We start from the raw sequence: 26,554 nt of genomic DNA, 5'->3' as shown, positions 1-26,554 counted from the left end.
GGAGCAAGGAATGAACGCATTCTTCAAGGGCGCGGGCAGGGTGCTGCGCAAAATCTGGGTCTGGAGCCTGTTGCTGGTGTTCGCCGGCGCGCTGCTGGTGTGGTGCTTCGGGCCATTGCTGGCCGTCGATGACTATCGTTTCTGGCACAGTGCGACGGCGCGCCTGCTGACCATCAGTGGCTTGTTCCTGCTGTGGGGGCTGGCAATGGTGTTGGTGGATGCGCGCCGGTCGGCGCGGCTCAACCAGCCGGCGCACCAGGCGAAGCATCAGCACCAAGGGCTGATCAGCAATGAACGCCAGCAGGTGCGCGGACGCTTCAAGGAGGCGCTGCAGACACTGAAAAGCACCCGCCGCTACGGTGAGCGCAGCGAGCGTTGGCGCAGCGAGTTGCCCTGGTATTTGCTGATCGGTCAACAGGGCAGCGGCAAGACCCACTTGCTGGCCGCCAGTGGTCTGCAAGGTCCGCTTGATCGAACCGGGCCGGCCCCTCTGGGGGCAACCTCCTGCTGTGATTGGTATTTCGCCGACGAAGCGGTGCTGGTGGAGACTGCCGGCCGCTACCTGACGCAGCCTGACCCTTCAGTGGATGCGGCCGGATGGTCGACATTGCTGGATCTGCTGAAGGCACGGCGCAGGCCGCGGCCGCTCAATGGCGTGGTGGTGACGTTGTCGGTGGACACGTTGCTGGGCAGCAATGAGCATGATCTGGAAATGCAGGCGCGTCATGTGCATAGCCGCCTGCAGGACATCCAGCAAAGCTTGCACGTGGATGTGCCGGTTTACCTGGTGTTGACCCAGGCCGACCGGTTGGCGGGCTTTGCCGAATTCTTTGATGTGCTGCAAAGCGACGGCCCGGAGGACGTCTTCGGCGGGCGCCTGGAGACCGACGGGGCCGGCGTGGAGATCGCCCAGGTGAGAGTCGCGTTCGAGGCACTGTTGCAACGCCTTGGGGCGGAGTTGATCCCGCGTTTGCACCAGGAGCGAAACATCGAGCGACGTGGCCTGATTCTCGATTTCCCACGGCAGGCTGCCCGTCTCGGCGAGCGCTTGTGCCTGTTCGTCGAGGCGGCGTTTACCGCTCATCGCTACCAGCGTATCAATGGGTTGCATGGGTTCTACCTGACCTGTGCAAAGACGAGTGAGGTGCGCGCGCATTTTGTCCAAGCCCTGTTCAACCGCGTGATTTTTGCCGGGGCCGACCTTGCCGGGCTGCAGGCTCCGGAGCGGCATCGCCTGCGACGACGCCAAGGATTGCTGGCGTTGACGGCAGCGTTGGTCCTCGGCGCTGCGGCGGTGTTGTGGGGGCACAGTTATTCGTTCAACCATCAACGTTTGGCGCAACTGCCGGAGCTGCTCAAGCCTGCGCCACCCACGCCACCCGGTGCAGACGAGACCCTGGTATTGCTGGCGCTGCTGGACAATCGCCTGGCGGCGACGCGGGTGTTTGCCCCGTTGGCAGAGGTGCGCTGGGTGGATCGGGCTGGGTTGTACCAGGGGCAGGTGAGTCGGCCGGTGTTGGCCAACGCTTATGAGCAAACCCTGCTTCAGCAACTGCTGCCGCAGGTGAGCCGCCTGCTGGAGGAGCAGTTGCAGAACAGCCTTGGCGAGCGTGAACGACTGCTGGAGACCCTGCGCGCGTACCTGATGCTCAATCTGCGCGAGCGGCGCGACACCCGCTGGTTGACCGAGCATCTGGCTGGCCTGTGGTCTGCGCGTTATGCCGGGGATATGTCAGTGCAGACGCGGTTGAATGAGCACTTTGCGCGGTTGCTGGAGCAACCGTTCGCAGTGCCCGTGAACGAGGCGCTCGTCGCTCAGGCGCGCCAGGTATTGCGCGGTGAGTCGCTGGCAGACGTGGTCTACCGGACATTGCGCGAGCAGGCCAGCAACCTCGAACCTTACCGGTTGGCCGAGAGTCCGGTGTTCTCCCCACTGGAGCCGCCCATCCCCGGCTTCTACACCAAGAGATACCTGCAGTATTTCGAGAAGCAGGGCCCCCGGCTGGTGAATGCAATCGCCCAGGACAACTGGGTGCTCGGAGAGGGCACCGACCTCAGTCCCATGGATTTGCGCAGCTTGATGCTGGCGTTGGAGCAGCGCTACTTCAGTGAGTATGCCGATGCCTGGAGCCAGGCCCTCAGCCGCATCCGGCTGCAGGAAAGCGACGACCTGAGGCAAATGGCCGACCAGCTTGCAAGCCTCACATCAGCCCAGTCTGCATGGGTCCAGCTGTTGCAGCAGGTCCGTGAAAACACTCAGCTGTTGCCGATCCATGAACGGCTTGAGGCGATCGGCCAGCAGGCGGGCGCAGCAGGTGTGGCAGTGCCTGGCGCCTTGCTCGCGCAGGTCATCCCCGATGCCGCCCGGCGCGCGCTACAGCGTCGCTTCGAACCTTTGCATCAACTGCTTGATGAAACGCAAAATCCAGGCGCCAAGCTCACACAGGCATTGCGCCTGCTCGATGAATTACACCTGCAACTGTCGGCGCTGAACCGGGAAAGCTCGCCGGAGCAGGCCGCGTTCAAACTGGTCAAGCAACGCATAGAGGGGCAGCAGCCGCTGTTGAGCAACCTGCGCGATGCCGCTACGCGCCTGCCGTTGCCGCTCAAGGGCTGGGTCGAAGGCATTGCTGACCAGACCTGGCGTCACCTGCTCGATGACGCGTATCGGCACGTGAACCAGCGTTACCACAGTGAGGTTTACGCCTTTTACGCCAAGGCGATCCAGCGTCGATACCCGTTCAATGCGCATGCCGGCAGTGATGTTGCCTTGGGCGATTTCCAGGAGTTTTTCAAACCGCGGGGGGCTATGGCGCGCTTCCATGAGGGCTACCTGCGGCCTTTCGTCAGCGTCGAGGGCGCGCGTTTTCGCTTGCGAAGCGTGGATGGGCGCAGCCTGCCGATGTCGCGTTCACTGCTGGAGCAACTCAACAAGGCCCAGATCATTCGCCAGGGTTTTTTCACCGAGGAGCAGGGGGAGTGGGCGGTTCGATTCACCCTGGCGCCCTATAGCCTGGACCAGGCGGTGAGTCGGGCGATCCTGCAGGTGGGTGAGCAGCAGTTGGAATACCGTCATGGTCCGATCGTGCCGATGGCCTTTCATTGGCCTGGCGAGGCGGACAATCGGCGCAGCAGCCTGGTGCTGGAGCGCGGTGCGCAACGGCCACTGGGGATTGAAAAGAACAACGGGGACTGGTCGCTGTTTCGCCTGTTCGATCTGATGCAGAGTGAGCCGGCCAGCGGCAGGGAAGCGCAGATCATCAAGGCCGACCTTGCCGGCCTGCGTGCCAATTACCTGCTGACCAGCCAGCGCAATCCCAGCCCGTTCCAGATGGCGGCCTGGCGCACCTTCCGCTTGCCGGAGCAATTGTGAGCCAACGACCGGCCTGGCGCAGCGCCGGGCGTACCCTGCAAGGCAAGGCGCGCCCGCGCAACGAGGACGCGTTTCTCGATGCACCGCAGGCCGGTTGTTGGGCGGTGGCGGATGGAATGGGCGGCCACCAGTCGGGGGACGTGGCCAGCCAGCGGGTGATCAGTAGCCTGGCGGCGTTGCCTGAGGGTGGCTCTTTCGAGCAACGCATCGATGCGATCCGGGTTTGCCTGCGCGGCCTCGACAGTCATCTGGGCCAGGCGCTTGCGCAACCGGGCATCGTTGGCAGTACGGTGGTCGCCTTGCTGCTTGAAACCAGCCGTGCGGCCTGCATCTGGGCCGGGGACAGCCGCTGCTACCTGTGGCGTGGGCAGCGCCTGTACCAATTGTCGCGTGACCACTCGCTGCAACAGCAGTTGATGGACACGCAGCAACTGAGCCTGGAACAGGCCCAGGCCCATCCGAGCGCCAGGGCCTTGACCCGTGCGATTGGCGCGCGCCGACCGCTGAGCCTGGAGGTCCTGGAACTGCGCACGCGCCCAGGCGATGTGTTTTTGTTGTGCAGCGATGGGCTCTACCAAGGGCTCAGCCATGGTCAACTTGGCAGCGCCATGAGCCTGGACGCCCCCTGGCAAGTGGTGGAGCGCTTGTTCACCGACGTGTTGCGCGGGCCGGCGCGGGATGACCTCACCGCTGTGGTGATCCAGCCATGAGCGTCGCTGCAGCCTTGCCGAATCTGCTGGCGGGGCGTTATCAACTGGAGCGCATACTCGGCAGTGGGGGCATGGGCGTGGTCTATCGTGCCCGCGACCTGCTGCATGAGGCGTTTGGCGAGCCCAGCGCCGGCATCGCGCTGAAGGTGTTGGGCGAGACATTGTCCGCGTCTTCCGATGCCCATGTGTTGCTCTACAGCGAATTCGCCCTGACCCGCAGCGTGCGGCATGACCACGTGGTGCGGGCGTTCGCTTTCGAGGTCGACACGGTCCATCAGCTGGCATTCTTCACCATGGAGCTGATGCAGGGCATGACCCTGGATCGTGTGCTCAAGGGCTGCTTGCAAGGATTGCCGTGGCATGAACTGCAGCCCCTGGCCTTGCAACTGCTCGACGCGCTCGCCTGCAGCCATCGGCAAGGCATCCTGCATGGCGATGTGAAACCCGCCAATATCATGCTGGGAGAGCAGGGGCTGCGCTTGTTCGATTTCGGCCTGGGTTACGCCGAAGCGCAGGAAGCGGCGGGGCTGCCGGGCTTGAGCCGGGGCCGCTTGAACGCCTGGACACCGGCGTATGCGGCGCCGGAACTGATGGCCGGTGGCGCACTGTCGACCCGTACCGATCTGTATGGCGCTGCATGTGTGCTGTATGACTTGGCCCAGGGGCAGCGCCTCGGCGGGCGCCAGCTTGATCAGCAGCTGCCACGGCCACGACGTTTGCCCAGGCACTGTTGGCCGGCGCTGCGTTCAGCCCTGGCGGCCGATCCGGAGCAGCGGAACGTGAGCATCGCCGAGTTGCGCGAGGCGCTGGCTGGCCCTCGGCGGCGCTGGTTCCTCTAGTTCAAGGCTCCGGTGGAAAGTCATGCAATTGGCAGTACTCGTGCCAACTCAGCCCGGCCATTTGCGCGACCTCCTTGTGCACTTCGCGGCGCTGGGCTTCAAAGACCTCGCTGGAGTCGCTGGTGAGTTTGAGGGTCAACTCCCAGGCGAACAGGCCTTGTTTTTCGGCTTCTGCTTCGAACGCTTCATGCAGCCGTTCGGCTCGGTACTGTGCCAGGGTTTCGCCCTTGGCCTGGGCGGCCAAGGGGTTGAGGGTGTCCAGTTGCATGGCCACGTCCGGGTGTTCGTTCAAGAATCTGTCCAGTGCAAGCTGGTGGTTATCGCCGGGTGGTGACAAAGGTGTACTCCTGTGGGGCTGGTAGTGTTTAGTGCGTGTGACGACGGGCTCGGCGCTGTAGGTGTTTTCGCATATGGCGGCTGATCCGGCAACGTATCGGTTCCAGCAAAAACAGTAGCACGTAGGCGGCCAGCACCAGGGCAAGGTCCAGCAAGCCATCGTCGATAGGGGCGTTGAACCGTCCGATGATGTCCCTGACCGTGAACAATAGTGTGATGCCGCACAGCCAAAGCACGGCGTTGAACAGTAACGGACGCAAAAGTTTGTCTTGCATGATGAGCGAACCTCCTTGATATCGGACTCCCGCTCCTTCGGGAGGAACAGCACGTCGAGTGTAGCGCCGACGCCGCAGCCCTGAACTGGCGCAGATCAAGCCCTCGGCTGTGCCAACAGATAACGCGCCATGGCCTCGTACGCCGGCAACGTGACGGCGTCATTGGCCGCATTGGCCGCGATCGGATGGGAGGCGAACCGCACAATCACCATCTCGGCCGCAGGATCGATGTAGATACTCTGGCCATGGACCCCGCGCGCCATGAAGGCGCCATCCGGGTTGTGGGTGACCCACCACATGGCGCGGTAGCTCCAGCCTTTCAATTGACTATAGCCTGCCTGGGCAAAAGCCTGTTTGTCGCCGCCCTGGCGAATCGTTTTCAGCACCGCCTCGGGCACGATTTGCTCGCCGTTGTAGCGCCCGTTGTTACGCAGCATCTCGCCAAAGCGCGCCATGTCGCGCAGCCCGGCGTTCAAGCCACCACCGGCGAACGGTGTGCCGATGGAGTCGACGGTGAAATAGGCATCCTGTTCACTGCCCAGGCGGCTCCAGATGCGTTCGCTGAGCAGTTGGGCAACGTTGCGGCCGGTGGCACGTGCGATCACCCAACCGAGCACGTCGGTGTTGACGGTCTTGTAGCCGAACGCCTGTCCATGTTCGCCGCGCTGCCTGACGGTTTGCAGGAACTCGAAGTAGCTGCGCGGCCCGACGTAGTCCTTGGGCTTGGGCAGCGGATTGCCCGCCTGGGCATGGGCCCAGACCTCTGCGGTGGGGTCGGCATAGTCTTCGCTGTAGTCCAGCGCCGTAGTCATGTTCAGCACCTGCTCCAGCGTGGCACTGCCGAACGCGGAGTTCGCCAGTTCGGGCACATAAGTCGCGACCTTTGCCTGCGCATCGAGGGTGCCCTCGGCGACGAGCATGGCGCCCAGTGTGCCGATCACCGATTTGGTCACGGACATTGCCGCATGTTGCCCGTCTTCTTTCAATACGCCGAAATAGCGCTCGTACACCACGGCCCCGCGGTGCAGTACAACAATGCCATCGGTGTAGGTGGCATCCAGGCTCTGGCGCCAGGTCAACGCTTGGCTGGCGCCATTGGGGACGACGCGCAGTTCGTCGATGCGTGGGTCAAGACGCCGGGGCAACGCCGTGCTCGCACCGAGCCCACGGGACACATTGATCGTGGGCATCAATTGACGAAAGTTCGCCACGCTCCAGCGCATGGCCGGGAAGCGAAAATAGCTGCCATCTTCAAATCGCAGGGTTCGCTCCGGCGGTGGCGGAGCACCGACCATCCACTGGAGGCGGGCCGGGTCACTGGCTTGGGCGTCGGGAAAGCTGGCTTCGGCAGCGTTGGCCACGGTGGTTGAAAGACCCAGCAGCGCGCCGGTCATGAGGGGCAGGATTTGTCGCATCAACAGGCACCTTGATCGCGGGTAAGACACACGGAGCAAGGCCTGGGCTCGAGTCCGTTCGAGAATGACAGGGCAAAGGATGGGCTAACTGACCGTACCCGACAAGCGCCAACGGACAGCGTGAACGGGGAATGTTGCGTGTGCCGCGGCAAAAGCCTTTCGCTCCCGGCATCAGGACGTGTAGCGTAACGCAGGGTTTTCAGGCCTGCCAGCCACGGGCAGGGTGCGATGGGCAGAGGGACGGGTCATGGCGCAAACGCTGTTCAAACTTTTCTTTACCCAACGTCTGGCCGCCTTGGCCAGTACCGAGTCGCTGCGCGCGATCCGCGAAGGGTTGTTGTGGATCCTGCCGTGCCTGCTGGTCTCGGCAGCTTTTCTGATCCTGTCCGAGTTCGCCCGTGTGCTGGGCTTCGACCCACAAGTGGTGGCGTTCCTGGCCGCGCTGCACAACCAGATCAGTTCGGTGATTCCGCTGCTGGTCGGTGCGTCCATCGGCTACATGTTGGCGATCCAGTATCGGCTGCCCCAATTGCCGGTGGCATTCCTGTGCCTCGCCCATGTGGTGGTGGCGACGTTTATCCTGCGCGAATACCCCCGGGCCTCGGCGACGTTCGTGCTGTTTATCGCCATCGCCTCGCCGCTGCTCAATGTGCCGGCCATTGCCTGGCTGCACCGTTACCGCTGGACACGCCTGGTCAATGAAGACCTGGTCGGGCACAACCTCAGGGGCACGATCAACATGGTGCTGCCCGGAGCGATCACGGCCTTGGCGCTGGTGGTGGTGCTGTCCTTGTTGTTGCAGGTTCCTTACGTCGCGCAGATCCAGGGGCCGCAAGTGCTGGATGCACTGGAGTCGCCCTACGGCAGTGGTTTATTCGTGACCCTGATGAACTCGCTGTTGTGGTTTTTCGGGATTCACGGCGTGTACGCCATGCAGCCGCTGTTCAATGTGCTCGACCAGGCGGTGGCCCTCAACGGTGCGGCGTTGGCGGCGGGCGAGCCGATCAAGTATGTGCTGAACGGTGGCTTGCTGGGCTGTTTTGCGTTTATCGGCGGCTCCGGTGGCGCGTTGTGCCTGCTGGTGGCGATCCTGCTGTTTTCCAAGAGCCAGTCCATGCGCCTGGTGGCGATGGCGAGTGTGCCGCTGTCGCTGTTCAACGTCAGCGAGGTGCTGCTGTTCGGCTTGCCGATCATTCTCAACCCACGCCTGTTCATACCCTTTTTGATTGTGCCCGCGCTGAATGCGACGGTGGCGCTGACGGTGGTGCAAATGGGCTGGGTGTCGCCGGCTGTGGCGAGCGTGCCGTTCACCGCACCGGTGCTGCTCAACGCCTACCTCAGCACCCACGGCGATGTCGCGGCCGTCGCGCTGCAAATCGCGCTGCTGGGCCTGGGCACGCTGGTGTACGCGCCGTATGTCCGGGCGATTCATCGCCAGGCCACCGAAGGCGGCACGGTCTACCTCAAGTCCCTGGACATGACCTTCCGTGGCCTGGAGGAAAAAGGTCGGCTGCGCGAACTGGACCCGGTATTGGCGTCCCACCGGACCCTGGCGCGCCAGGCCAGCGAGCTGAGCCATATCCAGCAGATCAGCGACTATGAGTTCTACCTGGAATTCCAGCCTCAGGTCTCGACCCGGACCGGGCTGTGCACCGGTTGCGAGGCGTTGATGCGCGCGCGCGACGCCCAGGGCACCGTGCATTCGCCGTGGGAGTTCCTGCAATGGCTGGCCCAGGCGCGGCTGATGCCGGACGTGGATATGTGGGTGGCGTCGCAGGCGGTGCGCCAATACCAGAAGTGGCAGAAGCTGGGCTTCGGGTTGCCGATGACCATCAATATTTCCAGCGCCACCTTGACCGACGCCGCCTATGGCGAGCGTCTGGTGGAGATCCTGGCCCAGGCCCATGGCCAGGTCTCGGTGGAGATCACCGAAGATGCGCTGGTCTCGGACATCCAGGCTACCCGCCAGATCATCCAGAAGCTGCAGGCCATTGGCGCCAAGGTGTATATCGACGACTTTGGCACCGGGTTTTCGGCGTTGAGCTACCTGCACCAGTTCCCGGTGGACTTTATCAAGATCGACCGCAGCTTCGTGGTCGCCCAGCACGACCCCAAGGGCGCCCAGGTGATGACCGGCATGCTGCGCTTTTGCGAGGCGCTGAACCTGGGCGTGGTGGTGGAGGGGGTGGAAACCGCCGAGCAGTTGGCTTTCCTGAACGGCGGCACCGAATTGATCATCCAGGGCTGGTATTTCAGCAAGGCGCTGCCCGGCGATCAGTTGCAAGGCTTTGTACGCGAGCGTGCGGACCTGGCGAAGGTTTAATAGCTGCGCCGGGTCTGTTCGATGTCCTCGACCAGGCCGTCGATCGCCGCCAGGCGCGCGCGGTTGTCGTGGTCCCAGGGATGGAAGCCGGGTTTGAAGTAGTGCAGCCACGGCACCAGCATCCGTGGGAAAACCCCCTTGGGTCCGTAGAGAAACTTCAGCATGCGCCAGAACCCCTTGAGGAATCCGACGGACTGGCGGTCGGCAATCAGCAGGCGCACGTGGAAATCCAGCACCACCAGCCAGAAGAACACCGTGGTGGTCAGCATGGTGCCGGTGCGCAGCAGGTAGCGTTTGGGGCCGGGCTTGATCACGCGGTTCCACACATCGAAGGCCACGGCCTTGTGCTCGGTTTCTTCCAGCGCGTGCCAGTACCACATCTGTTGGTAGCCCTTGAGCGAGTCGCCAAAGCGTGACGGGTCGCTCAGCAGGATTTCCGCGAGCATCGCCGTGTAGTGTTCAAGCGCGATGGTGATCGCCAGGTTGAACGACGGCGCGAAGTGTTTCTTTTGCAGGTCGAGGATGAATTTCAGGCGCCGGTCCAGGGTGTGTGCGGGCAGGCCTGCAGCTTGCAACAAGTCGTTGTAGGCCACGTGTTCACGGCTGTGCATGGCCTCCTGGCCGATGAATCCCTGGATCTCTTTCTTCAGTTGCGGATCATCGATGCGCTGGCGGTAATGGCGCACGCTGTCCATGAAAAACAGCTCGCCCTGGGGAAACAGCAGCGACAGGGCGTTGAAGAAATGCGTGATGAACGGGCCCTGTTCGTGCCAGTTGGTGATGCGCTCGGCAGGCAGGTCGAAATGAATATCGCGACGGATCGGCAACATGGTGCGTGCTCCTGTTCAGAGTCTGGGCTCGTCGTTGGTTTCAAACACTGGCGTGCGCGGCTTGGGCGCCATGCGCCGGCTGGCAAACACCACCAGCGCCTGGTACGCCGCCGGCAGGCAGCGGGCGAGCAGGTCGAGAAAGTACGCGTCGCGGCCAATCAGCACGCGGCGTTTATTTTTGCGCACGCCGTGCAGGATCACCTTGGCGGCCTGGTCGGCGTCAGTGATGAAGAGCTTTTCGAAGTCGGCGCGGGCCTGCTGTTCGCTGTGGATCAGAAAGCCGGTCATGTTCGCGTCGATTCGGCTGCTGCGGCAGATATCGGTGCGAATGCCGCCCGGGTGCACGCAGGTGGCCGAGACGCCGCAGCGCTGCATGTCGAGCTCCTGGCGCAGGGACTCGGTAAAGCCGCGCACCGCAAACTTGGTGGCGTTGTAGCCGCTCATGCCGGGCTGCGCGAACAGGCCGAACACGCTGGACGTGTTGATCACGTGGCCCTCGCCGGACGCTTTCAAATACGGCAGGAACGCCTTGGTGCCATGGACCACGCCCCAGAAATTGATGCCGACGATCCACTCCAGGTCGGCGTAGTCGACGCCCTCGACAGTACTCGACAAGGCCACCCCGGCATTGTTGAACACCAGGTTGACCTGGCCGTGTTCGGCCACACAGCGCGCGGCCCAATCCTGCATGGCCTGGCGGTCGGCAACATCCAGCACCTGCAGGGTGATGTGTACGGGTGAGAGGGTCGAGGCCTTGATCATCTGCAGCGTCTGTTCCAGCCCTTCGCTGTTTTTGTCCGACAGCGCCAGGTGGCAGCCTTCCCGTGCGAGGGCCAAGGCCAGGGCACGGCCCATGCCGGACGCGGCGCCAGTAATTGCCGCCACGCGGCCATTGAAGGTCTTCATGACAGGCTCCCTTCTGCAGTGGAGTGAGGCGCTTGGACGGCACGCGTCGGCGCATTGATCGGCACCAGGCTGGCCACGTAGTCCTTGAGCGCAAACTGGCGGGTCACCTGCTTGAAGCGCCAGGTCGAACCCGGCCACAAGGTGGTGTTCTTGCCGGTGCGCGGGTCGAGGTACCAGCTGCGGCATCCGCCGGTGTTCCAGATGGTGCGCTTGAGCTTGTCCTGCAGTTGCTGGTTGTAGGCGCTTTCCACCGCCGGCTTGACGTCCACACTGGCAATGCAATGGCGCTGCATCTGCCGAAGCGCGTCGAGGATGTAAGTGACCTGGGCCTCGATCATCAGGATCATCGAGTTGTGTCCCAGGCCGGTATTGGGCCCGACAATCAGGAACAGATTGGGATAGCCCGGCACGGTGGTGCCTTTGTAGGCGTGGGCGCCGTCGTGCCAGGTGTCCATCAGGTCCACGCCGTTACGCCCAATGATGCAGTCGCGGGGCAGGGGATCGGTGGCCTGGAAGCCGGTGCCGAAAATCAGGCAATCGGCCGGGTGCTTGATGCCGTCGGCAGTGATCACGCCGTCGGCTTCGATGCGTGCCACGGCGTCGGTCACCACCTCGACATTGCTGCGCGACAACGCCGGATAGTAGTCATTGGAGATCAGCACGCGCTTGCAGCCGATGGTGTAGTCAGGCGTCAACGTCTTGCGCAGGGAAGGGCGGGCGACTTGTTTGTGCAGGTGGCGCAGGGCGATTTTCTGCACCATTTTCATCAGCCGCGGATGCAACGCAAAGCCGACCACGCGGCCTTCCAGGGCCCAGTAAAACGCGCCGCGCACCAGGCGCTGGGTGAAGGGCAGGTGCTTGAACAGCCAGCGTTCGAACGGGGTAATTGCGCGGTCAGGCTTGGGCATGATCCACGGCGGCGTGCGCTGGAACAGGTCCAGGTGAGCCACCTGTGGCGCGATCTGCGGCACAAACTGAATGGCACTGGCGCCGGTGCCGATCACCGCCACGCGCTTGCCTTTCAGCGAGTAGTCGTGGTCCCACTGCTGGGAATGAAAGCGTTTGCCCTTGAAGTTCTCCAGCCCTGGAATATCCGGCAATGCCGGGCGCGACAAGCCGCCCATCCCCGACACCAGCACCCGCGCACTCACCTGGCGACCATCGTTGAAGCTCAGTTGCCAGCGTTGCTGCTGTTCATCGAATACGGCGCGTGTCAGGCCCATGCCGAAGCGCAGGTAGGGCTTGAGCTCGAAGCGCGTGGCGCAGCGTTCCAGGTAAGCACGGATTTCCGCTTGGGGCGCGAATTGCCGCGTCCAGTCCGGGTTGGGCGCAAACGAAAACGAATACACGTGCGACTGCACATCACAGGCGCAGCCCGGGTAGTGGTTGTCTCGCCAGGTGCCGCCGAGGGTCTCGGCCTGCTCGGCGATAAAGAAGTCGGTGAAGCCGGCTTCCTTGAGCTTGATGGCCATGCACAGGCCAGCAAAGCCTGAGCCGATGATGGCGATATCGATCAAATCACTGTGGGCATTCATAGGCAGGCCCTCGTAGGCATCGGATGTGCTCCTGTTTTTGTTTTGTCTTTTAGATAGAACACCATTGCAAAGGAAAATTGAATTATTTATTTTAAAAAAGATTTTAAATAATCTACCTGAAAATATCGCCTACGCTAGTCACTGGCTCCTCATGTGCGACTTGTCCGACGGACGAGCAGGGTCTGCACGTAGTTTAGGTCCAGGGTTGGACGATAGGCCGAGGCCTGATCAATTCCGGTCAGGTTCCCGGCAGCAGGGAAGCAGAGGACCGAGCTATGGCTGTCGAATGGATGATTGCTGCGGCGGTGTTTATCGGCGTGAGCGCGCTGTTGTGGGGCGTCAGTGCCTGGATGACACGGCGTATTGAAGCCGCTGTTCCGATCAACGGGCGCTTCGTGGAGGTCAACGGCGAGCGCTTTCATTATGTAGAAGAGGGTAAAGGCCCGCCGCTGGTGATGATTCACGGGCTGATGGGCAGCAGTCGCAACCTGACCTATGCCTTGTCCGGGCAGTTGCGGGAGCAGTTCCGGGTGATCACCCTCGATCGTCCGGGGTCAGGTTATTCCACCCGTCATGCCGGCACTGCTGCCGACCTGCCGGCCCAGGCGCGACAGGTCGCGGCGTTTATCAACACGCTGGGCCTGGATAAGCCCCTGGTGCTGGGACATTCCCTCGGCGGGGCGATTTCCCTGGCGCTGGCCCTCGACCATCCCGACGCCGTATCAGGCCTGGTCCTGGTGGCGCCGCTGACCCATCCCCAACCGACCTTGCCGCTGGTGTTCTGGTCGCTGGCAGTACGCCCTGCCTGGCTGCGTCGCTGGGTGTCGCACACCCTGACCGTGCCGATGGGCCTGCTGACCCGCCGTGCAGTGGTCAAGGGCGTGTTCGCGCCGGACCCGGCCCCGGAGGATTTCGCCACCCGTGGCGGCGGGCTGCTGGGCATGCGCCCGGACAATTTCTACGCCGCCTCCAGCGAGATTGCGCTGGTCAATGATTATCTGCCAGGCATGGTCAAGCGCTACCCGCAGCTGACGCTGCCCATCAGCCTGATCTACGGGGCCCGGGATAAGGTGCTGGACTTTCGCCAGCACGGCCAGGCACTCGCCGACAAGGTGCCGGGCTTGAAGATGCAGGTAGTGGAGGGCCGCGGCCATATGCTGCCGATCACTGCCACGGCGCGTGTGGTCGAAGCGGTGCAGCACCTGGCCAAGCGCATGCGACCCGGCGAAACCGCGACGATTCTGCAGCCGTCCTTTGCGTTGGCGAGCAAATAGTCATGCCTCACGTTGCGGGTTCGAACGTCCGGAATGCCTGCTCTAGAGACCTGACCAAACGGCTGAAAAAGAGACTGCTCAGTCACGTAAAAAAGGCCTCGAAAAAGTAGTTGACGACCTATCGATTCCGCGCTATTTATTTAAAAAAATATTTCAATATTTATTTTGAAATGATTTTTGAAATGCCTAAGAGCGAATAAAAATGAAAAAAACGTCTTTTATCGCATGGTTGAATTCCCGGAGCATCCATCGCTCCCTGAACCTGTTTTTTGTAACCCTGCCAACCCGTCTCATCCGGAGGCTGCCATGAATCAGACACTGGCAGCCCCAAGCGTATGGACCGACGGCAAGCGTCACCTGTGGTGGCTGGGGATCATGCCGCTGGCCACTCCGCTGTTGTCTGGCGCCCTGGCGATCACCACCGGTATCCAGCAACTGTGGTGGGTCGGCGTGCTGGTGATCTTCGGCCTGATCCCACTGATCGACGGCCTGCTCGGTGAAGACGTCAGCAACCCGCCCGAATCAGCCGTTGGCCACCTCGAATCCCAAAGCTACTACCGTTGGATCGTCTATACGGGCGTGCTGTTTGTGATTTCGTCGGTGGTGATCACCGGGTGGCTGGCCGCCGGCGGGATCGACTGGATCATCCAGGGTGGCCTGTTGCAGGCTGCCGCGAACCTGGACCCTTCCAGCTGGCTGTCCCACGCCGCCAGCTACATCACCGCCCGTACTCAACTGCATGGCGAACCGAGTTGGTTCACTTACCTGGGCATGGCGATGTCGACCGGTGCCGCAACCGGTATCGCGATCAATACCGCCCATGAACTGGGGCACAAGCACAACGCTTTGGAGGTGTTTCTCGCCAAGGTGACCCTGGCGCCGACCTTCTACGGGCACTTCTACACCGAACACAACCGTGGCCATCACGTGCGTGTCGCCACACCGGAAGACCCGGCCAGTTCGCGACTGGGTGAAAGTTTCTGGGCCTTCCTGCCGCGCTCGGTGTGGTTCAGCGCACGCTCGGCCTGGAACCTGGAGCGCGAGCGCCTGCGCAAACTCGGCCTGCCGGCCTGGCACTGGAAGAACGCTGTACTCAGTGCCTGGATGTACAGCGTGGTGTTGTGGGGGGCGATGATCTACTGGCTCGGGGCGGCGGTGATTCCCTTCCTGATCATCCAGGGCATCTACGGCTTCTCCCTGCTGGAAGTGGTGAACTACGTGGAACACTACGGCCTTAAACGCCAGAAGTTGCCCAATGGCCGGTATGAACGTTGTTCGCCTCGGCACTCCTGGAACAGTAACCGTATTGTCACCAATATCTTCCTGTTCCAACTTCAGCGGCACTCTGATCACCATGCCAACCCGACACGCAGTTACCAGTCGTTGCGCCACTTTGATGAGTCGCCGCAACTTCCCTATGGGTATGCGAGCATGATTGTCTGGGCGTATGTGCCGTACTTGTGGCGCCGTCGCATGGACCACCGCGTTCTTAATCATTACGCCGGGGATATTTTCCTGACCAACCTTCAGCCCTCACAACGGTTGAAGTACCTGGAGAAGTACAGCAACAGCGCTACGCCGTTCTAAGTGTAAGTAACATGTTGTTGGCGTACTCGGGGCCTGCGTGCCGCGCAGGCCCCTTGCGCCCAAGGTTTATCGATTGAGTTGCACGTAAGTTGTTTGACCCGAACAAAAATAATTAAAGGGAAGGACGTACACCATGCAATCACCTGCCAAGTTCACCACCCACATCGTATTGGCCGCGCTGGGGCTTATCGCCTATCACCAGGCCCAGGCCGCCCGCATCGAACCGGCCGGCAGTGCCTTTACCGCCCAAGGCCCGATCAGTTTTTCCAAGGGCGCGCTGATCAGCGCCGATTGCACCATCAAGGTGGCCGGCAAAGTTGCGGCCGATGGGTCATCGGTGGATGTCGAGAAAGTTGAATTCGATGGCGGCCTCAAGTGCAGCCGTGTCGAAGCCACCAACTTGCCCTGGGTGTTGATTGCCAAGGACACCAAGAGTGGCTCCATGTCGAAGATCAGCGTAGATGTCCACGCCTTCGGCCTGGGCGGCAAGTGCGGGCCTTCTACCGCCGATGGCACCTGGGATAACGCCACCGGCAAGTTGGAGGCGGCCAATGTGCCGATTGGCGAAGACTGCAAGATCAAGACAGTGTCGATCAAGATGCCGCCGAACTTCAAAGTTGTGGAATAACACTGGACTGTTGTAGCAGTCATTGAATTGAGATTTGGCTGGAAAGGGAAGTTCCGCTTTGTTTCACCGTGACCTCTCGTTCATGGCCATTACCCCTGGCGAAATGAATTCGCCATAACATGTGAGGAAAAACAATGAAAAGCCTTAAAACCCTCGTTTGTGCAACGTCCTTTGCTCTGAGTTTCGGCGCAGCCTCGATGGCCAGTGCGGCGTCGATCGTTCCTAATGGACCGTTCACCAATTTGACCGGCAGCATTACCGTACTGTCGCCGTCTTCGTCCGCCCCTGTTACTTGCACCCTTACTGCCAGCGGCACTGTTGCAGGTGGTGTAGCGACTATTTCAAACGCTACTTTCACTGGCGGCATTCTGTGCCCATTGGCGCAACTGAAAAGTCTGCCTACCCCAGGCTGGGTGTTGACCGCTACTAGCCTCACCGCCGGCACTCTGTCCAATGTGGGCTACGTGATCAATGGTGCTCCTCCGCTGATTCCTCGGTCGGACTGCGGTCCTACCGGCATTGCAGTGACCTGGAATCAATCCACCCACGTTCTTGGCGCCACCAATCAAACCCTGCTTGGTCAGGGAACTGGCAACTGCACTATTCAATCGCTCACTGTTAACGCACCAGGCCTGACTGTTCAATAACCCGTTGGGTTAGAACCAGGGGCTGATCACCCGCTGTAGGCAGGTGCCTCGAAAGAGGCACCTGTTTGAAGTAAATAAGGCGTGACACCCGCAGCATCTTAAAAACGTATCAGCGATATGACGCGCAGGTGCTTCAACAAGTGCCTAGCATTTTTAAGACGCTTCCGCAGAGTCGGCCGTTGATAATAATAAGGAGTGCCGCATGAACAATAAGAAATTACAAGTGCAGGTCGCGCTGGGGCTGGCGTTGTTGGGTGGGATGGCGGTAACAGTACCAGCTCAGGCCGGTGGTTTTGCTACTCCGACCGTGGGCGCCGCTGGTTGGGGGCGTGGCTTCGGTGGGGGATCGCTGTTCAAGGATGATCCAGGCGCGGCTTACAACAACCCAGCAGCAATGGCTTTTATTGATCATAGCGTTGCGCAGTTCACCGTTGACTATGCTCGCATCAATATCAAATACAAAGGTCAGGCCTATGACCTCAATGGTAACCCTCTGGAAAAAACACCTCTGAACCCGGACGGGTCTTTTGGTACGCCTTATTCTCAAGGTGACGGCGGTGAGGGTGGTTTTACCGCCTGGCTGCCTACCGGTTTCATGGTTATACCGATCAATGATCGTTTCGCTTTCGGCCTGAGCCAAGTAGTGCCTCAGGGTATGCGCAGTACCTGGGATCAGGACTGGAAGGGGCGTGATTTTGCCGTCGACACCAAGATCGAAACGGTAGGGCTCACCGGCTCTTTATCGTTCAAGGTCAACGATCAGTTCTCCATTGGTGCGGGGGCGATCGTCCAGCACAGCAAGGGCTTCGTCAGCCAGAACATTGACCTGCTGGGGGCGGCGGCTGCCTCGCCAGCGGGCATTCCTTTCCCGTCAGGCGTAGGCGACGCATTGATGCGCGTCAAGGTCGATAACACGTCCGTGGGCTGGTTCACAGGCGTCGTCTGGAAACCCACCGAACGTGACACCCTGGGTTTGAACTACCACGCGAAAATCAAGAACAAGATGGAGGGCAAATACAACATTCGGGCTGATGCAGCGTTGAAAAGCCTGATGACTGATCCTGCGTTGCCCGATGGCACGACGCTGGTGGGGGTCCTTTACCCCGGCTTGAGGTTGCAACCGGACGGCGCCAACGCCGAGACTCAGTTGGATATCCCGGCGAATGCTTCCTTTGACTGGGTGCATGAAGTCAATGAACGGTTGACCCTGGGCGTCAGTGCGACCTGGACTCAATGGTCATCCTTCAAGGCTTTGACGCTGACATCGGACGGTAACCTGATCGTATCGATTCCCTACAAGTATCGCGACGCCTGGCAGTACTCTTTCGGCGGCGATTACAAGCTCACCGACGACCTGACCTTGCGCAGCGGTGTGTCGTTTGACCAGACCCCTACACGCAACTCCACACGTGACCCGCGTATCCCCGACGGGGACCGGATCTTCGCTTCGCTGGGGTTTGGCTACAACGTCAGAGCCATTCCTGGTTTCAGCGTTGACGCGGCCTACTCGCGGCAGTTTGTGCAGGACGTGAAACTGAAGACACAAAACCAAGACCGCCTGGGTGGATCGCGACTTGATGGCAAATCCGAGGGCAAGGGAGAAGTGGTCAGTCTGTCAGCGACCTATCGGTTCTGACCCAAACGGTGTGACGCCGTCATGACGTAGTTGGCTCATCAGGCTGCCTCTTCATGCAGTCGCTTATCGACGGGTTGCCCACGCGACCCGTTCCGATTTTCTGATCCCATCAACCCATCAGGCTGACCCATTCAGCCGCCAATTTTTTCGCCCAAGCATTAAATAAAAATTTCAAAACAAAATTTGAATTTAGCTTTCCAAGTTTGTAGTGTGGCTTTACGCCGCAGGTCAATCCGACCTTCCGCACGTAAACCACGCCCTGAATCGAGTCGAGGTATCCCATGGTTATCTGGTTATTGGTGGGTTTCGCAGCTGCGATTGCCCTGGCGTATCGACAAGCCGCTGCCACCCTGTGGTTGGGCGCTGGCCTGGTCTGGTTGGCGATTGGTTACCTGTTCAACGTGGTGGCGGCGTTCGGCGCCACCGTCGCGGCGGTGCTGGTGGTGTTACCGGCGTTGCTGATGACCCTCAAACCGCTACGCCGCACGTTGTTGACCAGCAAGGCCCTCGGCCTGTTTCGTACGATCATGCCGGCGATGTCCGACACCGAACGCGCGGCCATCGAGTCCGGCACCGTGTGGTGGGACGCCGAGCTGTTCAGCGGCAAGCCTAACTGGCAGCGCCTGCTGCAAGCCGCGCCGGCCAGCCTGAGCGCGGAGGAGCAAGCCTTCCTCGACAATGAGGTGGAAACCCTCTGTGACATCGCGAACGACTGGGAAACCACCCAGGTCTGGCAGGACATGTCGCCCGAAGGCTGGCAGTACACCAAGGACGCCGGCTTCCTCGGCATGATCATTCCCAAGCAGTACGGTGGCAAAGGCTTCTCCCACTATGCGCATTCGCAGGTGGTGATGAAGCTGTCGACGCGCTGCTCGGCGGCGGCGATCTCGGTGATGGTGCCCAACTCCCTCGGTCCGGCCGAGCTGCTGTTGCACTACGGCACCGATGCCCAACGCAATTACTACCTGCCGCGCCTGGCGCGGGGTGAAGACATCCCGTGCTTTGCGCTGACCAGCCCGTATGCCGGCTCGGACGCCGGGGCGATTCCCGACCTGGGCATCGTCTGCAAAGGCACGCATGAAGGTGAGGAAGTCCTGGGTTTCCGCGTGACCTGGGACAAGCGCTACATCACCCTGGGCCCGATCGCCACGGTGCTTGGCCTGGCGTTTCGCGCCGAAGACCCGGAAGGCCTGTTGGGCGCTCCCGGTTCGCTCGGCATCACCTGCGCGCTGATCCCGACGTCGCACCCAGGCGTCAACAGTGGCCGTCGCCACTGGCCGCTCAACGCGGTGTTCCAGAACGGTCCTACCACCGGCAAGGATGTATTCATCCCACTGGAATGGGTGATCGGTGGCCGCGAGCAAGTCGGTAACGGCTGGCGCATGTTGATGGAATGCCTGGCCGCCGGCCGCGCGATTTCCCTGCCTTCGGCCAACGTCGGTCTGGGCAAGGTCGCGGTGCGCGGCACCACGGCCTACGCGGCGATGCGCAAGCAGTTCGGCCTGCCCATCGGCAAGTTCGAAGGCGTGCAGGCACCGTTGGCGCGCATGGCCGGGCACTTGTATGCCTGCGATGCGGTGCGCAAGGTCTCGGTGGCGTCCCTGGACGCCGGTGAGAAACCGTCGGTGATCTCGGCCATCGCCAAGTACCACGTCACCGAACGGGCGCGGATTATCGTCAACGACGGCATGGACATCGTCGCCGGCAAGGGCATCTGCATGGGGCCCAATAACTTCCTGGCGCGCGCCTACCAGCAGAGCCCCATCGCCATCACGGTGGAAGGCGCGAACATCATGACGCGCTGCCTGATCATCTTTGGCCAGGGCCTTATCCGCTGCCATCCTTATGTGTTCCGCGAGATGGAAGCGGCGCGCCACCCGGACCGGCGCAAGGCCCTGGAAGATTTCGACAGCGCGATGTTCGGCCATATCAGCTTTGTGTTGGCCAATACCGTGCGTGCGGCGGTGCATTCCCTTACGGGCGGGCGGCTGATTTCCGCCCCGGCCAAGACCGACCCGGCGTTGGCGTCCTACTATCGCCAGGCCAATCGCCTGTCGGTGGTGCTGGCGCTGATCTCGGATATTTCCATGGGCGTGCTGGGCGGTGCCCTCAAGCGCAAGGAAAGTATCACCGGGCGCCTGGGCGATATTCTCTCGCAGCTGTACATCCTGTCCTGCGTACTCAAGCGCTTCGAGGACGACGGTCGGCCCCAGGCGGATTTGCCGCTGGTGCATTGGGCGGCGCAGGACGCGTTGTTGCGCGCCCATGAAGCGCTGGCCGAAGTGCTCGACAACTACCCGTCGAAAGCCGCCGCCGCAGTAGTGCGAGGCTTGAGTTTCCCGTTCGGCATTCCCCTGCACAAACCCTCGGATCGCCTGCTGGCCCAGGTGGCCGATGTGGTGCAGACCCCCGGCGAAACCCGCGACCGTCTGCTGGCCAATTCCTACATCCCGCGTCCGGAAATCGACAAGCTGGCCTACGGCGAACTTGGCTTCCGCCTGTTGCCGCAAGTCGAGCTGATCGATGCTCGCCTCAAGCCTGCGGTCAAGCAGGGGCTGATCGAGCCGATGCCGATCTCCGCCACGGCCTTCACCGCCTGGCGCGTCAAGGCGCGGGCGCTGGACCTGATCAGCGACGACGAAGACAGCTTGCTGGGGCGCTACGTGGAATACGCCGATCACGGCATCCAGGTGGACGATTTCCCGCAGGACTTCGGCTTGCTGGAGGCGTTGCAACAGCGCAAGCAAGCGCTGGAACCGCCGGCAAAGCGCAAGTCCAGCCAGGGTGAAAACGCCTCGGTCAATTGAGTGGTACTGAATGAACACGCTCAGTGTGGGGGAGGCTTGCCTGCGATGCAGGCGACTCGGTCTATCAGTCAAGCCGAGCCGCTGCCATCGCAGGCAAGCCAGCTCCCACATTGATCGGGTTTACAAGGCAGGAATGTGTTGTGAGTGGATCTATCTATGAGTGACAGCTATCTAGCGTTCGTCAGTTCTCCTTGGGGCCGCCGCCTGGCCGGGGCCATCGGTTTGCCCCAACCCTTGCCGTTGCAACGCCATCGCAGCGGCCAGCAAGGCCTCGCCAACCCGGTGATCCTGGCCGGGGCAGGGCGCCTGGCCGACGAAGTGCAGCGCATTTTCGGCGACACCGACACGGTCACCGCCACTGCGGCCACGCTCAAGGCGCCGTCCACGGTGAAAGTGCAGGGCGCGGTGTTCGATGCCAGCGGCGTGACCGACCTGCAGCAACTCGACGAGCTGTATGTATTCTTCCACGCCAACGCCAAGCGCCTCGGCCAGCACGGTCGCGTGGTGGTGCTCGGCACGGCGCCCGAACATTGCGCCGACTTGCCCCAGGCCATCGCGCAGCGCGCCCTCGAAGGCCTGGTGCGCTCATTGGCCAAGGAGTTGCGCCGGGCCATCACCGTGCAGTTGCTGTACGTGGCGCCGGGGGCCGAGGCGGCGCTGGACAGCAGCCTGCGGTTCTTCCTGTCGCGCCGGTCGGCCTATGTGTCCGGGCAAGTGGTGCGCCTGGAAGCCCCGGTGGACGGTCACGTCACGGTCAATTGGGACAAGCCCTTCGCCGGCCGCCGCGCGCTGGTCACCGGCGCGTCGCGTGGCATTGGCCTGGCCATCGCCCAAGTGCTGGCGCGTGACGGTGCCCATGTGGTCTGCGTGGACGTGCCCCAGGCCCACGACGCGCTGCAGCAAGCCGCCAGCAGTGTCGGCGGCTCGGCCCTGCCGCTGGATATCACCGCTGCCGATGCCTCCGCGTTGTTGCAGACGCATATCAGCCAATACGGCGCCTTCGATGTGGTGGTGCATAACGCCGGGATCACCCGCGACAAGACCATCGCGAAGATGACCGAGGCAGCCTGGCGCAGTGTGCTGGCGGTCAACCTCGAAGCGCCGTTGCAACTGAGCCAGGCGCTGCTCGACCACCAGGGCCTGAACGCCGGTGGGCGCATCGTGTGCGTGTCGTCGATTTCCGGCATCGCCGGCAACCTCGGGCAGAGCAACTACGCGACCTCCAAGGCCGGCGTGATTGGCCTGGTGCAAGGCCTGGCCCGGCAGGCAGCGGCGCAACAGGTGACGGTGAATGCCGTGGCGCCGGGGTTTATCGAAACCCAGATGACCGCAAAAATCCCGTTGATGATTCGCGAAGCGGGGCGGCGCATGAACTCGATGTCCCAGGGCGGCCAGCCGATCGATGTGGCCGAGACCATCGCCTGGCTGGCACACCCGGCATCCGGCGCCGTCAATGGCCAGGTCGTACGCGTGTGCGGGCAAAGCCTGCTGGGAGCCTGAGCCATGGACTACGTGACGCAGATCATCGACCCGCCACCCTCGCGCACCCGCCTGCTGCTGGATGGCGTGCGCGCCCTGCGCAAGCCCAAGCTCGACGGTGTGCCGGTGCTGCCCAAGGAGCGCCTGGTGCGCCCGGCGGTGGAGCTGAGCGCCACCGGCATTGCCGGCTATGGCCGTGCGTGTGGCTTTCGTCACGAGCAGGGGGTGCCGTTGTCCTACCCGCATGTGTTGGCGTTCCCGTTGCATCTGATGCTGTTGACCCGGCCGAGCTTCCCGTACCCGGCCAGCGGCATGGTGCACCTGGCCAACCGCATTCGGCAGCACCAGCGGTTGCACCCAGGCCAGGCGTTGCGCATCGAGGTGTACGCCGAGCGCTGGGTCGCGCACCCCAAGGGCCAGGCATTGAGCATCGCCACTCGTGCCTACAGTGCCGATGCGCTGGTGTGGGAAAGCGACAGCCTGTACCTGCGCCGCGACGTGAAGAACCCGCTCGGCGAGCCGTGGGGCGAGTCGCTGGAGTTGCCGGAAGAGGGCCTTTTGCGCACGCAACGCTGGGTATTGCCGGCCGACCTGGGCCGACGTTTCGCCAAGGTGTCGGGGGATTTCAACCCGATCCACACCTCGGTGATCGGCGCGAAAATCTTCGGTTTTCGCCGCGCCATCGCCCATGGCATGTGGACCCTTGGCCGAGCGCTCGCCGCCCAGCAACCGCCGGGAGGCCTGGACCAGGCCGAAGCCCATTGCGATTTCAAACTGCAGATCTACCTGCCCGGCCAGGTCGCCCTGTGGAGCCACCCCGTGACCGGCCCGCGCCGTGCATTCGAGGTGCGCAATGCCGCCGGCGACAAACCCCATATGCGTGGGCTCTTTATTTGGATAGCCTTAGATGAGTGACTACAGCTTCAACCCGGCTCCGACCCGCCGCGTGGCGATCATCGGCGGCAACCGCATTCCGTTTGCCCGCTCCAACACCGTGTACGCGCATGACAGCAATCAGGATTTGCTGGTGGCGGCGCTGCAAGGCCTGGTCGACCGCTACAACCTGCACGGCCAGCGCCTGGGCGAGTTCGCCGCCGGCGCGGTGATCAAGCATTCGCGCGATTTCAACCTGGCGCGCGAGTCGTTGCTGTCCACCACGCTGTCGCCGCAAACCCCGGCCTACGACGTGCAACAAGCCTGCGGCACCGGCCTGGAAGCGGCGCTGCTGGTGGCGAATAAGATTGCCCTGGGCCAGATCGAAGTGGGCATCGCCGGCGGCGCTGACACCACCTCCGATGCGCCCATCGGCATCAACGAATCCCTGCGCCACACGCTGCTGGCGGCCAATCGCGCCAAGGGCATGGGCGACAAGCTCAAGGCATTGCTGAAAGTGCGCCCGTCGATGTTGTTCAAGCCGCTGCTGCCCCGCAACGGTGAGCCGCGCACGGGCTTGTCGATGGGCGAGCACTGCGAAGAAATGGCCAAGCGCTGGCAGATCAAGCGCCTGGCGCAGGACGAACTGACCCTGACCAGCCACCAGCGTCTGGACGCTGCCTATAAACGCGGCTTTTTCGACGACTTGATCAGCCCCCATCGCGGCCTGGCCCGCGACAATAACCTGCGTGCCGACGCGAGCCTGGAGAAGCTCGCCGGCCTGTCCCCGGCCTATGACCGGCAGAACGGCACGCTCACGGCCGGCAACTCCACGCCGCTCACCGATGGCGCCTCGGTGGTGTTGCTGGCCAGTGAAGAGTGGGCGGCGGCCAATGGCTGGGCGGTGCTGGCCTACCTGCGCACTGGCGAAACGGCGGCGGTGAATTTCGTCGACGGCACCGAAGGCCTGCTGATGGCTCCGGCCTATGCAGTGCCGCGCATGCTCAAGCGCGAAGGGCTGAGCTTTGCCGACTTCGACTTCTTCGAGATTCACGAAGCCTTCGCCGCCCAGGTGCTGTGCACGCTCAAGGCTTGGGAGGACGCCGATTATTGCCGCGAGCGGCTAGGCTTGGAGGCTCCGCTCGGCCCGATCGAACGCAGCAAAATGAACGTCAACGGCGGCTCGCTGGGCTGTGGTCACCCGTTTGCCGCCACCGGTGGCCGGCAGTTGGCTGCGCTGGCCAAGGCCATCCATGAGCGGGGTGGCGGTCGCGGCCTGATTTCGATCTGCGCGGCGGGCGGGTTGGGCATTACTGCCATCGTCGAAAAGTAGCTCTATCAAAAACAACAACAAGGAGACTGCCATGAACGCTGTAAGCCAGGAACAAACCGAACGGATCTGGTTGAACGCTTACCTGCCCGGCGTACCGGCAGACATCGATGCCGCTATCGAGGACTACCCGTCGTTGCGCGAGGTGTTCGTGGAGCACCTGGAGAAGTTTCGCGAGCGGGTTGCCTACGTCAGCATCGGCACTGAAATGACCTACGCCGACTGGCACGTGCAAGGCATTGCCTTTGCCGCCTGGCTGCAAGGCCAGGGCGTACAGCCGGGCGACCGCGTGGCGCTGATGATGCCCAACTGCTTGCAGTACCCGATCTGCCTGTTGGGCACGATCCTGGCCGGCGCGGTGGTGGTCAACGTCAACCCGCTGTACACCTCCCATGAGCTCAAGCATTTGCTCAAGGACAGCGGCGCCGAAACCGTGGTGATTTTCGAAAACTTCGCCCACACCCTGGAAAAAGTCATCGGCGGCAGCAGCGTCAAGCGCGTGGTGGTGGCGGCCATCGGCGACTTGCTCGGTACGCTCAAAGGCGCGGCGATGAACTTCATCCTGCGCCGCGTGCAAAAGCAGGTGCCCACGTTCAACCTGCGCGGCGCGGTGCGTTTCAATCAGGTGCTCAAGCAGGGCCGGGGGCTGAACCATTTTCCGGTGGGCATGCACCTTGATGACCTGGCTTTCCTGCAATACACCGGCGGCACCACGGGCGACGCCAAGGGCGTGATGCTCAGCCACCGCAATATCATTGCCAACCTGCTGCAGGCCAAGGCCTGGGTCGGCGATCAACTGGACCAGGACAAGCAGGAAACCAACGTCACCCTGCTGCCGCTGTATCACATCTTTTCGCTGACGGTGAACTGCCTGATGTTCATGTGCCTGGGCGGGCGCAACATCCTCATCGCCAACCCGCGGGATGTGAAGCGTGTGCAGATGATCCTGCGCAAGGAGCGCTTCAACGGGATTGCCGGGGTCAATACGCTGTTCAATGGCTTGCTGGAAAACCCGGAGTTCTGCGCGCGGGACTTTTCCGACCTGCGCATGGTGATCGCCGGTGGCATGGCCACGCACACGGCGGTGGCCAAGCGCTGGAAGGAAGTCACCGGGCTGCCGATCATCGAAGGCTACGGCCTGACCGAGTGTTCGCCGGTGGTGAGCATCAGCCCGATCAACATCGCCCGCATGCGCGAGATGGACTTCACCGGCAGCATTGGCGTGCCGCTGCCGTCGACCTGGGTGCGGTTTGTTCGCGAAGACGGCGAGCTGGCCGAACTCGGCGAGCAGGGCGAACTGCAAGTGCGCGGCCCGCAGGTGATGCAGGGTTACTGGCAGCGGCCGAAGGAAACCGCCGAGGTGCTGGATGCCGAAGGCTGGCTGTCGACCGGTGATATCGGGGTGATGGATGAGCGCGGTTATATCCGCCTGGTGGACCGCAAGAAAGACATGATCCTGGTCTCGGGCTTCAACGTATACCCGAATGAAATCGAGGACGTGGTCGCCTTGCACCCCGGCGTCGGGGAAGTCGCGGCGATTGGCGTGGAAGATGGCGTGACCGGCGAGAAGGTCAAGATCATCGTGGTGCGCAAGGACCCGAACCTGACCCAGGAGCAGATCCTCGCCCATTGCCGTGAATACCTGACGGGCTACAAGATGCCGAAGTATGTGGAATTCCGAACCACGGAATTGCCGAAAACCACCGTCGGCAAAGTCCTGCGCCGCGCCTTGCGGAGCTGAAGGTCCGGCC

20 protein-coding genes are annotated in these 26,554 nt (G+C 62.2%); 14 read left to right on the top strand and 6 right to left on the bottom strand.

Features of this window, described 5'->3' with window-relative positions:
• The first annotated feature begins 10 nt into the window (after positions 1 to 10).
• From tssM to AC07OJ_RS05780, 3 genes are read left to right on the top strand one after another with little or no spacing between them, the layout of a single operon-like run.
• Positions 11 to 3,373, top strand: coding sequence for a type VI secretion system membrane subunit TssM (gene tssM / locus AC07OJ_RS05790; protein WP_495094179.1), 3,363 nt, complete (start codon positions 11 to 13; stop codon positions 3,371 to 3,373).
• Complete coding sequence (locus AC07OJ_RS05785; RefSeq protein WP_495094178.1) at positions 3,370 to 4,083, top strand: PP2C family protein-serine/threonine phosphatase; 714 nt, start codon at positions 3,370 to 3,372, stop codon at positions 4,081 to 4,083. Before tssM ends, AC07OJ_RS05785 begins: the two co-directional genes overlap by 4 nt.
• Positions 4,080 to 4,922 (top strand): serine/threonine-protein kinase, encoded by an 843-nt coding sequence (locus AC07OJ_RS05780; protein WP_106803601.1) that lies wholly within the window; start codon positions 4,080 to 4,082, stop codon positions 4,920 to 4,922. Before AC07OJ_RS05785 ends, AC07OJ_RS05780 begins: the two co-directional genes overlap by 4 nt.
• A gap of 1 nt (position 4,923) precedes the next feature.
• On the opposite strand, the gene AC07OJ_RS05775 is transcribed toward AC07OJ_RS05780, so the two are convergent.
• The 3 genes from AC07OJ_RS05775 to AC07OJ_RS05765 form a co-directional block, all read right to left on the bottom strand.
• Positions 4,924 to 5,259 carry a DUF6388 family protein gene (locus tag AC07OJ_RS05775; RefSeq protein WP_065907827.1) on the bottom strand — a complete coding sequence of 112 codons (336 nt, stop codon included), beginning with the start codon at positions 5,257 to 5,259 and terminating at the stop codon, positions 4,924 to 4,926.
• Between the two features lie 28 nt (positions 5,260 to 5,287).
• The gene (locus AC07OJ_RS05770; protein ID WP_106803602.1) at positions 5,288 to 5,533 is read right to left on the bottom strand and encodes a hypothetical protein; all 246 of its coding nucleotides are present in this window, start codon (positions 5,531 to 5,533) and stop codon (positions 5,288 to 5,290) included.
• A gap of 95 nt (positions 5,534 to 5,628) precedes the next feature.
• Positions 5,629 to 6,948, bottom strand: coding sequence for a serine hydrolase domain-containing protein (locus tag AC07OJ_RS05765; RefSeq protein ID WP_495094177.1), 1,320 nt, complete (start codon positions 6,946 to 6,948; stop codon positions 5,629 to 5,631).
• 247 nt (positions 6,949 to 7,195) lie between these two features.
• Here AC07OJ_RS05765 and AC07OJ_RS05760 point away from each other — a divergent pair, with 247 nt between their 5' ends.
• Complete coding sequence (locus AC07OJ_RS05760) at positions 7,196 to 9,271, top strand: PTS sugar transporter subunit IIC/EAL domain-containing protein (protein WP_065907831.1); 2,076 nt, start codon at positions 7,196 to 7,198, stop codon at positions 9,269 to 9,271.
• Here the strand turns inward: AC07OJ_RS05760 and AC07OJ_RS05755 are convergent.
• The 3 genes from AC07OJ_RS05755 to AC07OJ_RS05745 are packed head-to-tail and all read right to left on the bottom strand — an operon-like array spanning position 9,268 to position 12,542.
• Positions 9,268 to 10,101 carry a metal-dependent hydrolase gene (locus tag AC07OJ_RS05755; protein WP_201144931.1) on the bottom strand — a complete coding sequence of 278 codons (834 nt, stop codon included), beginning with the start codon at positions 10,099 to 10,101 and terminating at the stop codon, positions 9,268 to 9,270. The genes AC07OJ_RS05760 and AC07OJ_RS05755 overlap by 4 nt on opposite strands.
• A 15-nt stretch (positions 10,102 to 10,116) precedes the next feature.
• On the bottom strand, positions 10,117 to 11,007 hold the full coding sequence (locus AC07OJ_RS05750; protein WP_495094176.1) for an SDR family NAD(P)-dependent oxidoreductase: 891 nt from the start codon (positions 11,005 to 11,007) through the stop codon (positions 10,117 to 10,119).
• Positions 11,004 to 12,542, bottom strand: a complete 1,539-nt coding sequence (locus AC07OJ_RS05745; protein ID WP_495094175.1) for a flavin-containing monooxygenase — start codon at positions 12,540 to 12,542, stop codon at positions 11,004 to 11,006. The genes AC07OJ_RS05750 and AC07OJ_RS05745 overlap by 4 nt, the downstream gene beginning before the upstream one ends.
• A 275-nt stretch (positions 12,543 to 12,817) precedes the next feature.
• Here AC07OJ_RS05745 and AC07OJ_RS05740 point away from each other — a divergent pair, with 275 nt between their 5' ends.
• From AC07OJ_RS05740 to AC07OJ_RS05695, 10 genes are all read left to right on the top strand, one after another.
• Entirely contained in the window at positions 12,818 to 13,816 is a 999-nt protein-coding gene (locus tag AC07OJ_RS05740) for an alpha/beta fold hydrolase (protein WP_106803608.1), read from the top strand.
• Between the two features lie 306 nt (positions 13,817 to 14,122).
• Positions 14,123 to 15,403, top strand: a complete 1,281-nt coding sequence (locus AC07OJ_RS05735) for an alkane 1-monooxygenase (protein WP_495094174.1) — start codon at positions 14,123 to 14,125, stop codon at positions 15,401 to 15,403.
• A gap of 133 nt (positions 15,404 to 15,536) precedes the next feature.
• On the top strand, positions 15,537 to 16,031 hold the full coding sequence (gene praA, locus AC07OJ_RS05730) for an alkane oxidation protein activator PraA (RefSeq protein WP_065907845.1): 495 nt from the start codon (positions 15,537 to 15,539) through the stop codon (positions 16,029 to 16,031).
• Positions 16,032 to 16,165: 134 nt separating this feature from the next.
• Positions 16,166 to 16,678: an alkane oxidation protein activator PraB gene (gene praB / locus AC07OJ_RS05725; protein ID WP_083221472.1), complete on the top strand. Its 513-nt coding sequence runs from the start codon at positions 16,166 to 16,168 to the stop codon at positions 16,676 to 16,678.
• A 202-nt stretch (positions 16,679 to 16,880) separates the two neighbouring features.
• Complete coding sequence (locus tag AC07OJ_RS05720) at positions 16,881 to 18,314, top strand: outer membrane protein transport protein (protein WP_065907847.1); 1,434 nt, start codon at positions 16,881 to 16,883, stop codon at positions 18,312 to 18,314.
• A 281-nt stretch (positions 18,315 to 18,595) separates the two neighbouring features.
• On the top strand, positions 18,596 to 21,121 hold the full coding sequence (locus AC07OJ_RS05715) for an acyl-CoA dehydrogenase (RefSeq protein WP_495094173.1): 2,526 nt from the start codon (positions 18,596 to 18,598) through the stop codon (positions 21,119 to 21,121).
• Positions 21,122 to 21,277: 156 nt separating this feature from the next.
• The gene (locus AC07OJ_RS05710; protein ID WP_495094172.1) at positions 21,278 to 22,621 is read left to right on the top strand and encodes a 3-oxoacyl-ACP reductase; all 1,344 of its coding nucleotides are present in this window, start codon (positions 21,278 to 21,280) and stop codon (positions 22,619 to 22,621) included.
• Between the two features lie 3 nt (positions 22,622 to 22,624).
• A complete protein-coding gene (locus AC07OJ_RS05705; protein WP_495094171.1) occupies positions 22,625 to 23,515 on the top strand; it encodes a MaoC/PaaZ C-terminal domain-containing protein in 891 nt (296 codons plus the stop codon).
• Positions 23,508 to 24,806, top strand: coding sequence for an acetyl-CoA C-acetyltransferase (locus AC07OJ_RS05700; RefSeq protein WP_120448826.1), 1,299 nt, complete (start codon positions 23,508 to 23,510; stop codon positions 24,804 to 24,806). Before AC07OJ_RS05705 ends, AC07OJ_RS05700 begins: the two co-directional genes overlap by 8 nt.
• Positions 24,807 to 24,837: 31 nt before the next feature.
• Positions 24,838 to 26,544, top strand: coding sequence for an AMP-binding protein (locus AC07OJ_RS05695; protein ID WP_065907856.1), 1,707 nt, complete (start codon positions 24,838 to 24,840; stop codon positions 26,542 to 26,544).
• The last annotated feature ends 10 nt before the right edge of the window (positions 26,545 to 26,554 follow it).

The organism is Pseudomonas sp. GW821-FHT09C08, assembly GCF_059418125.1.
This window is presented reverse-complemented; position numbering and strand designations above follow the sequence as displayed.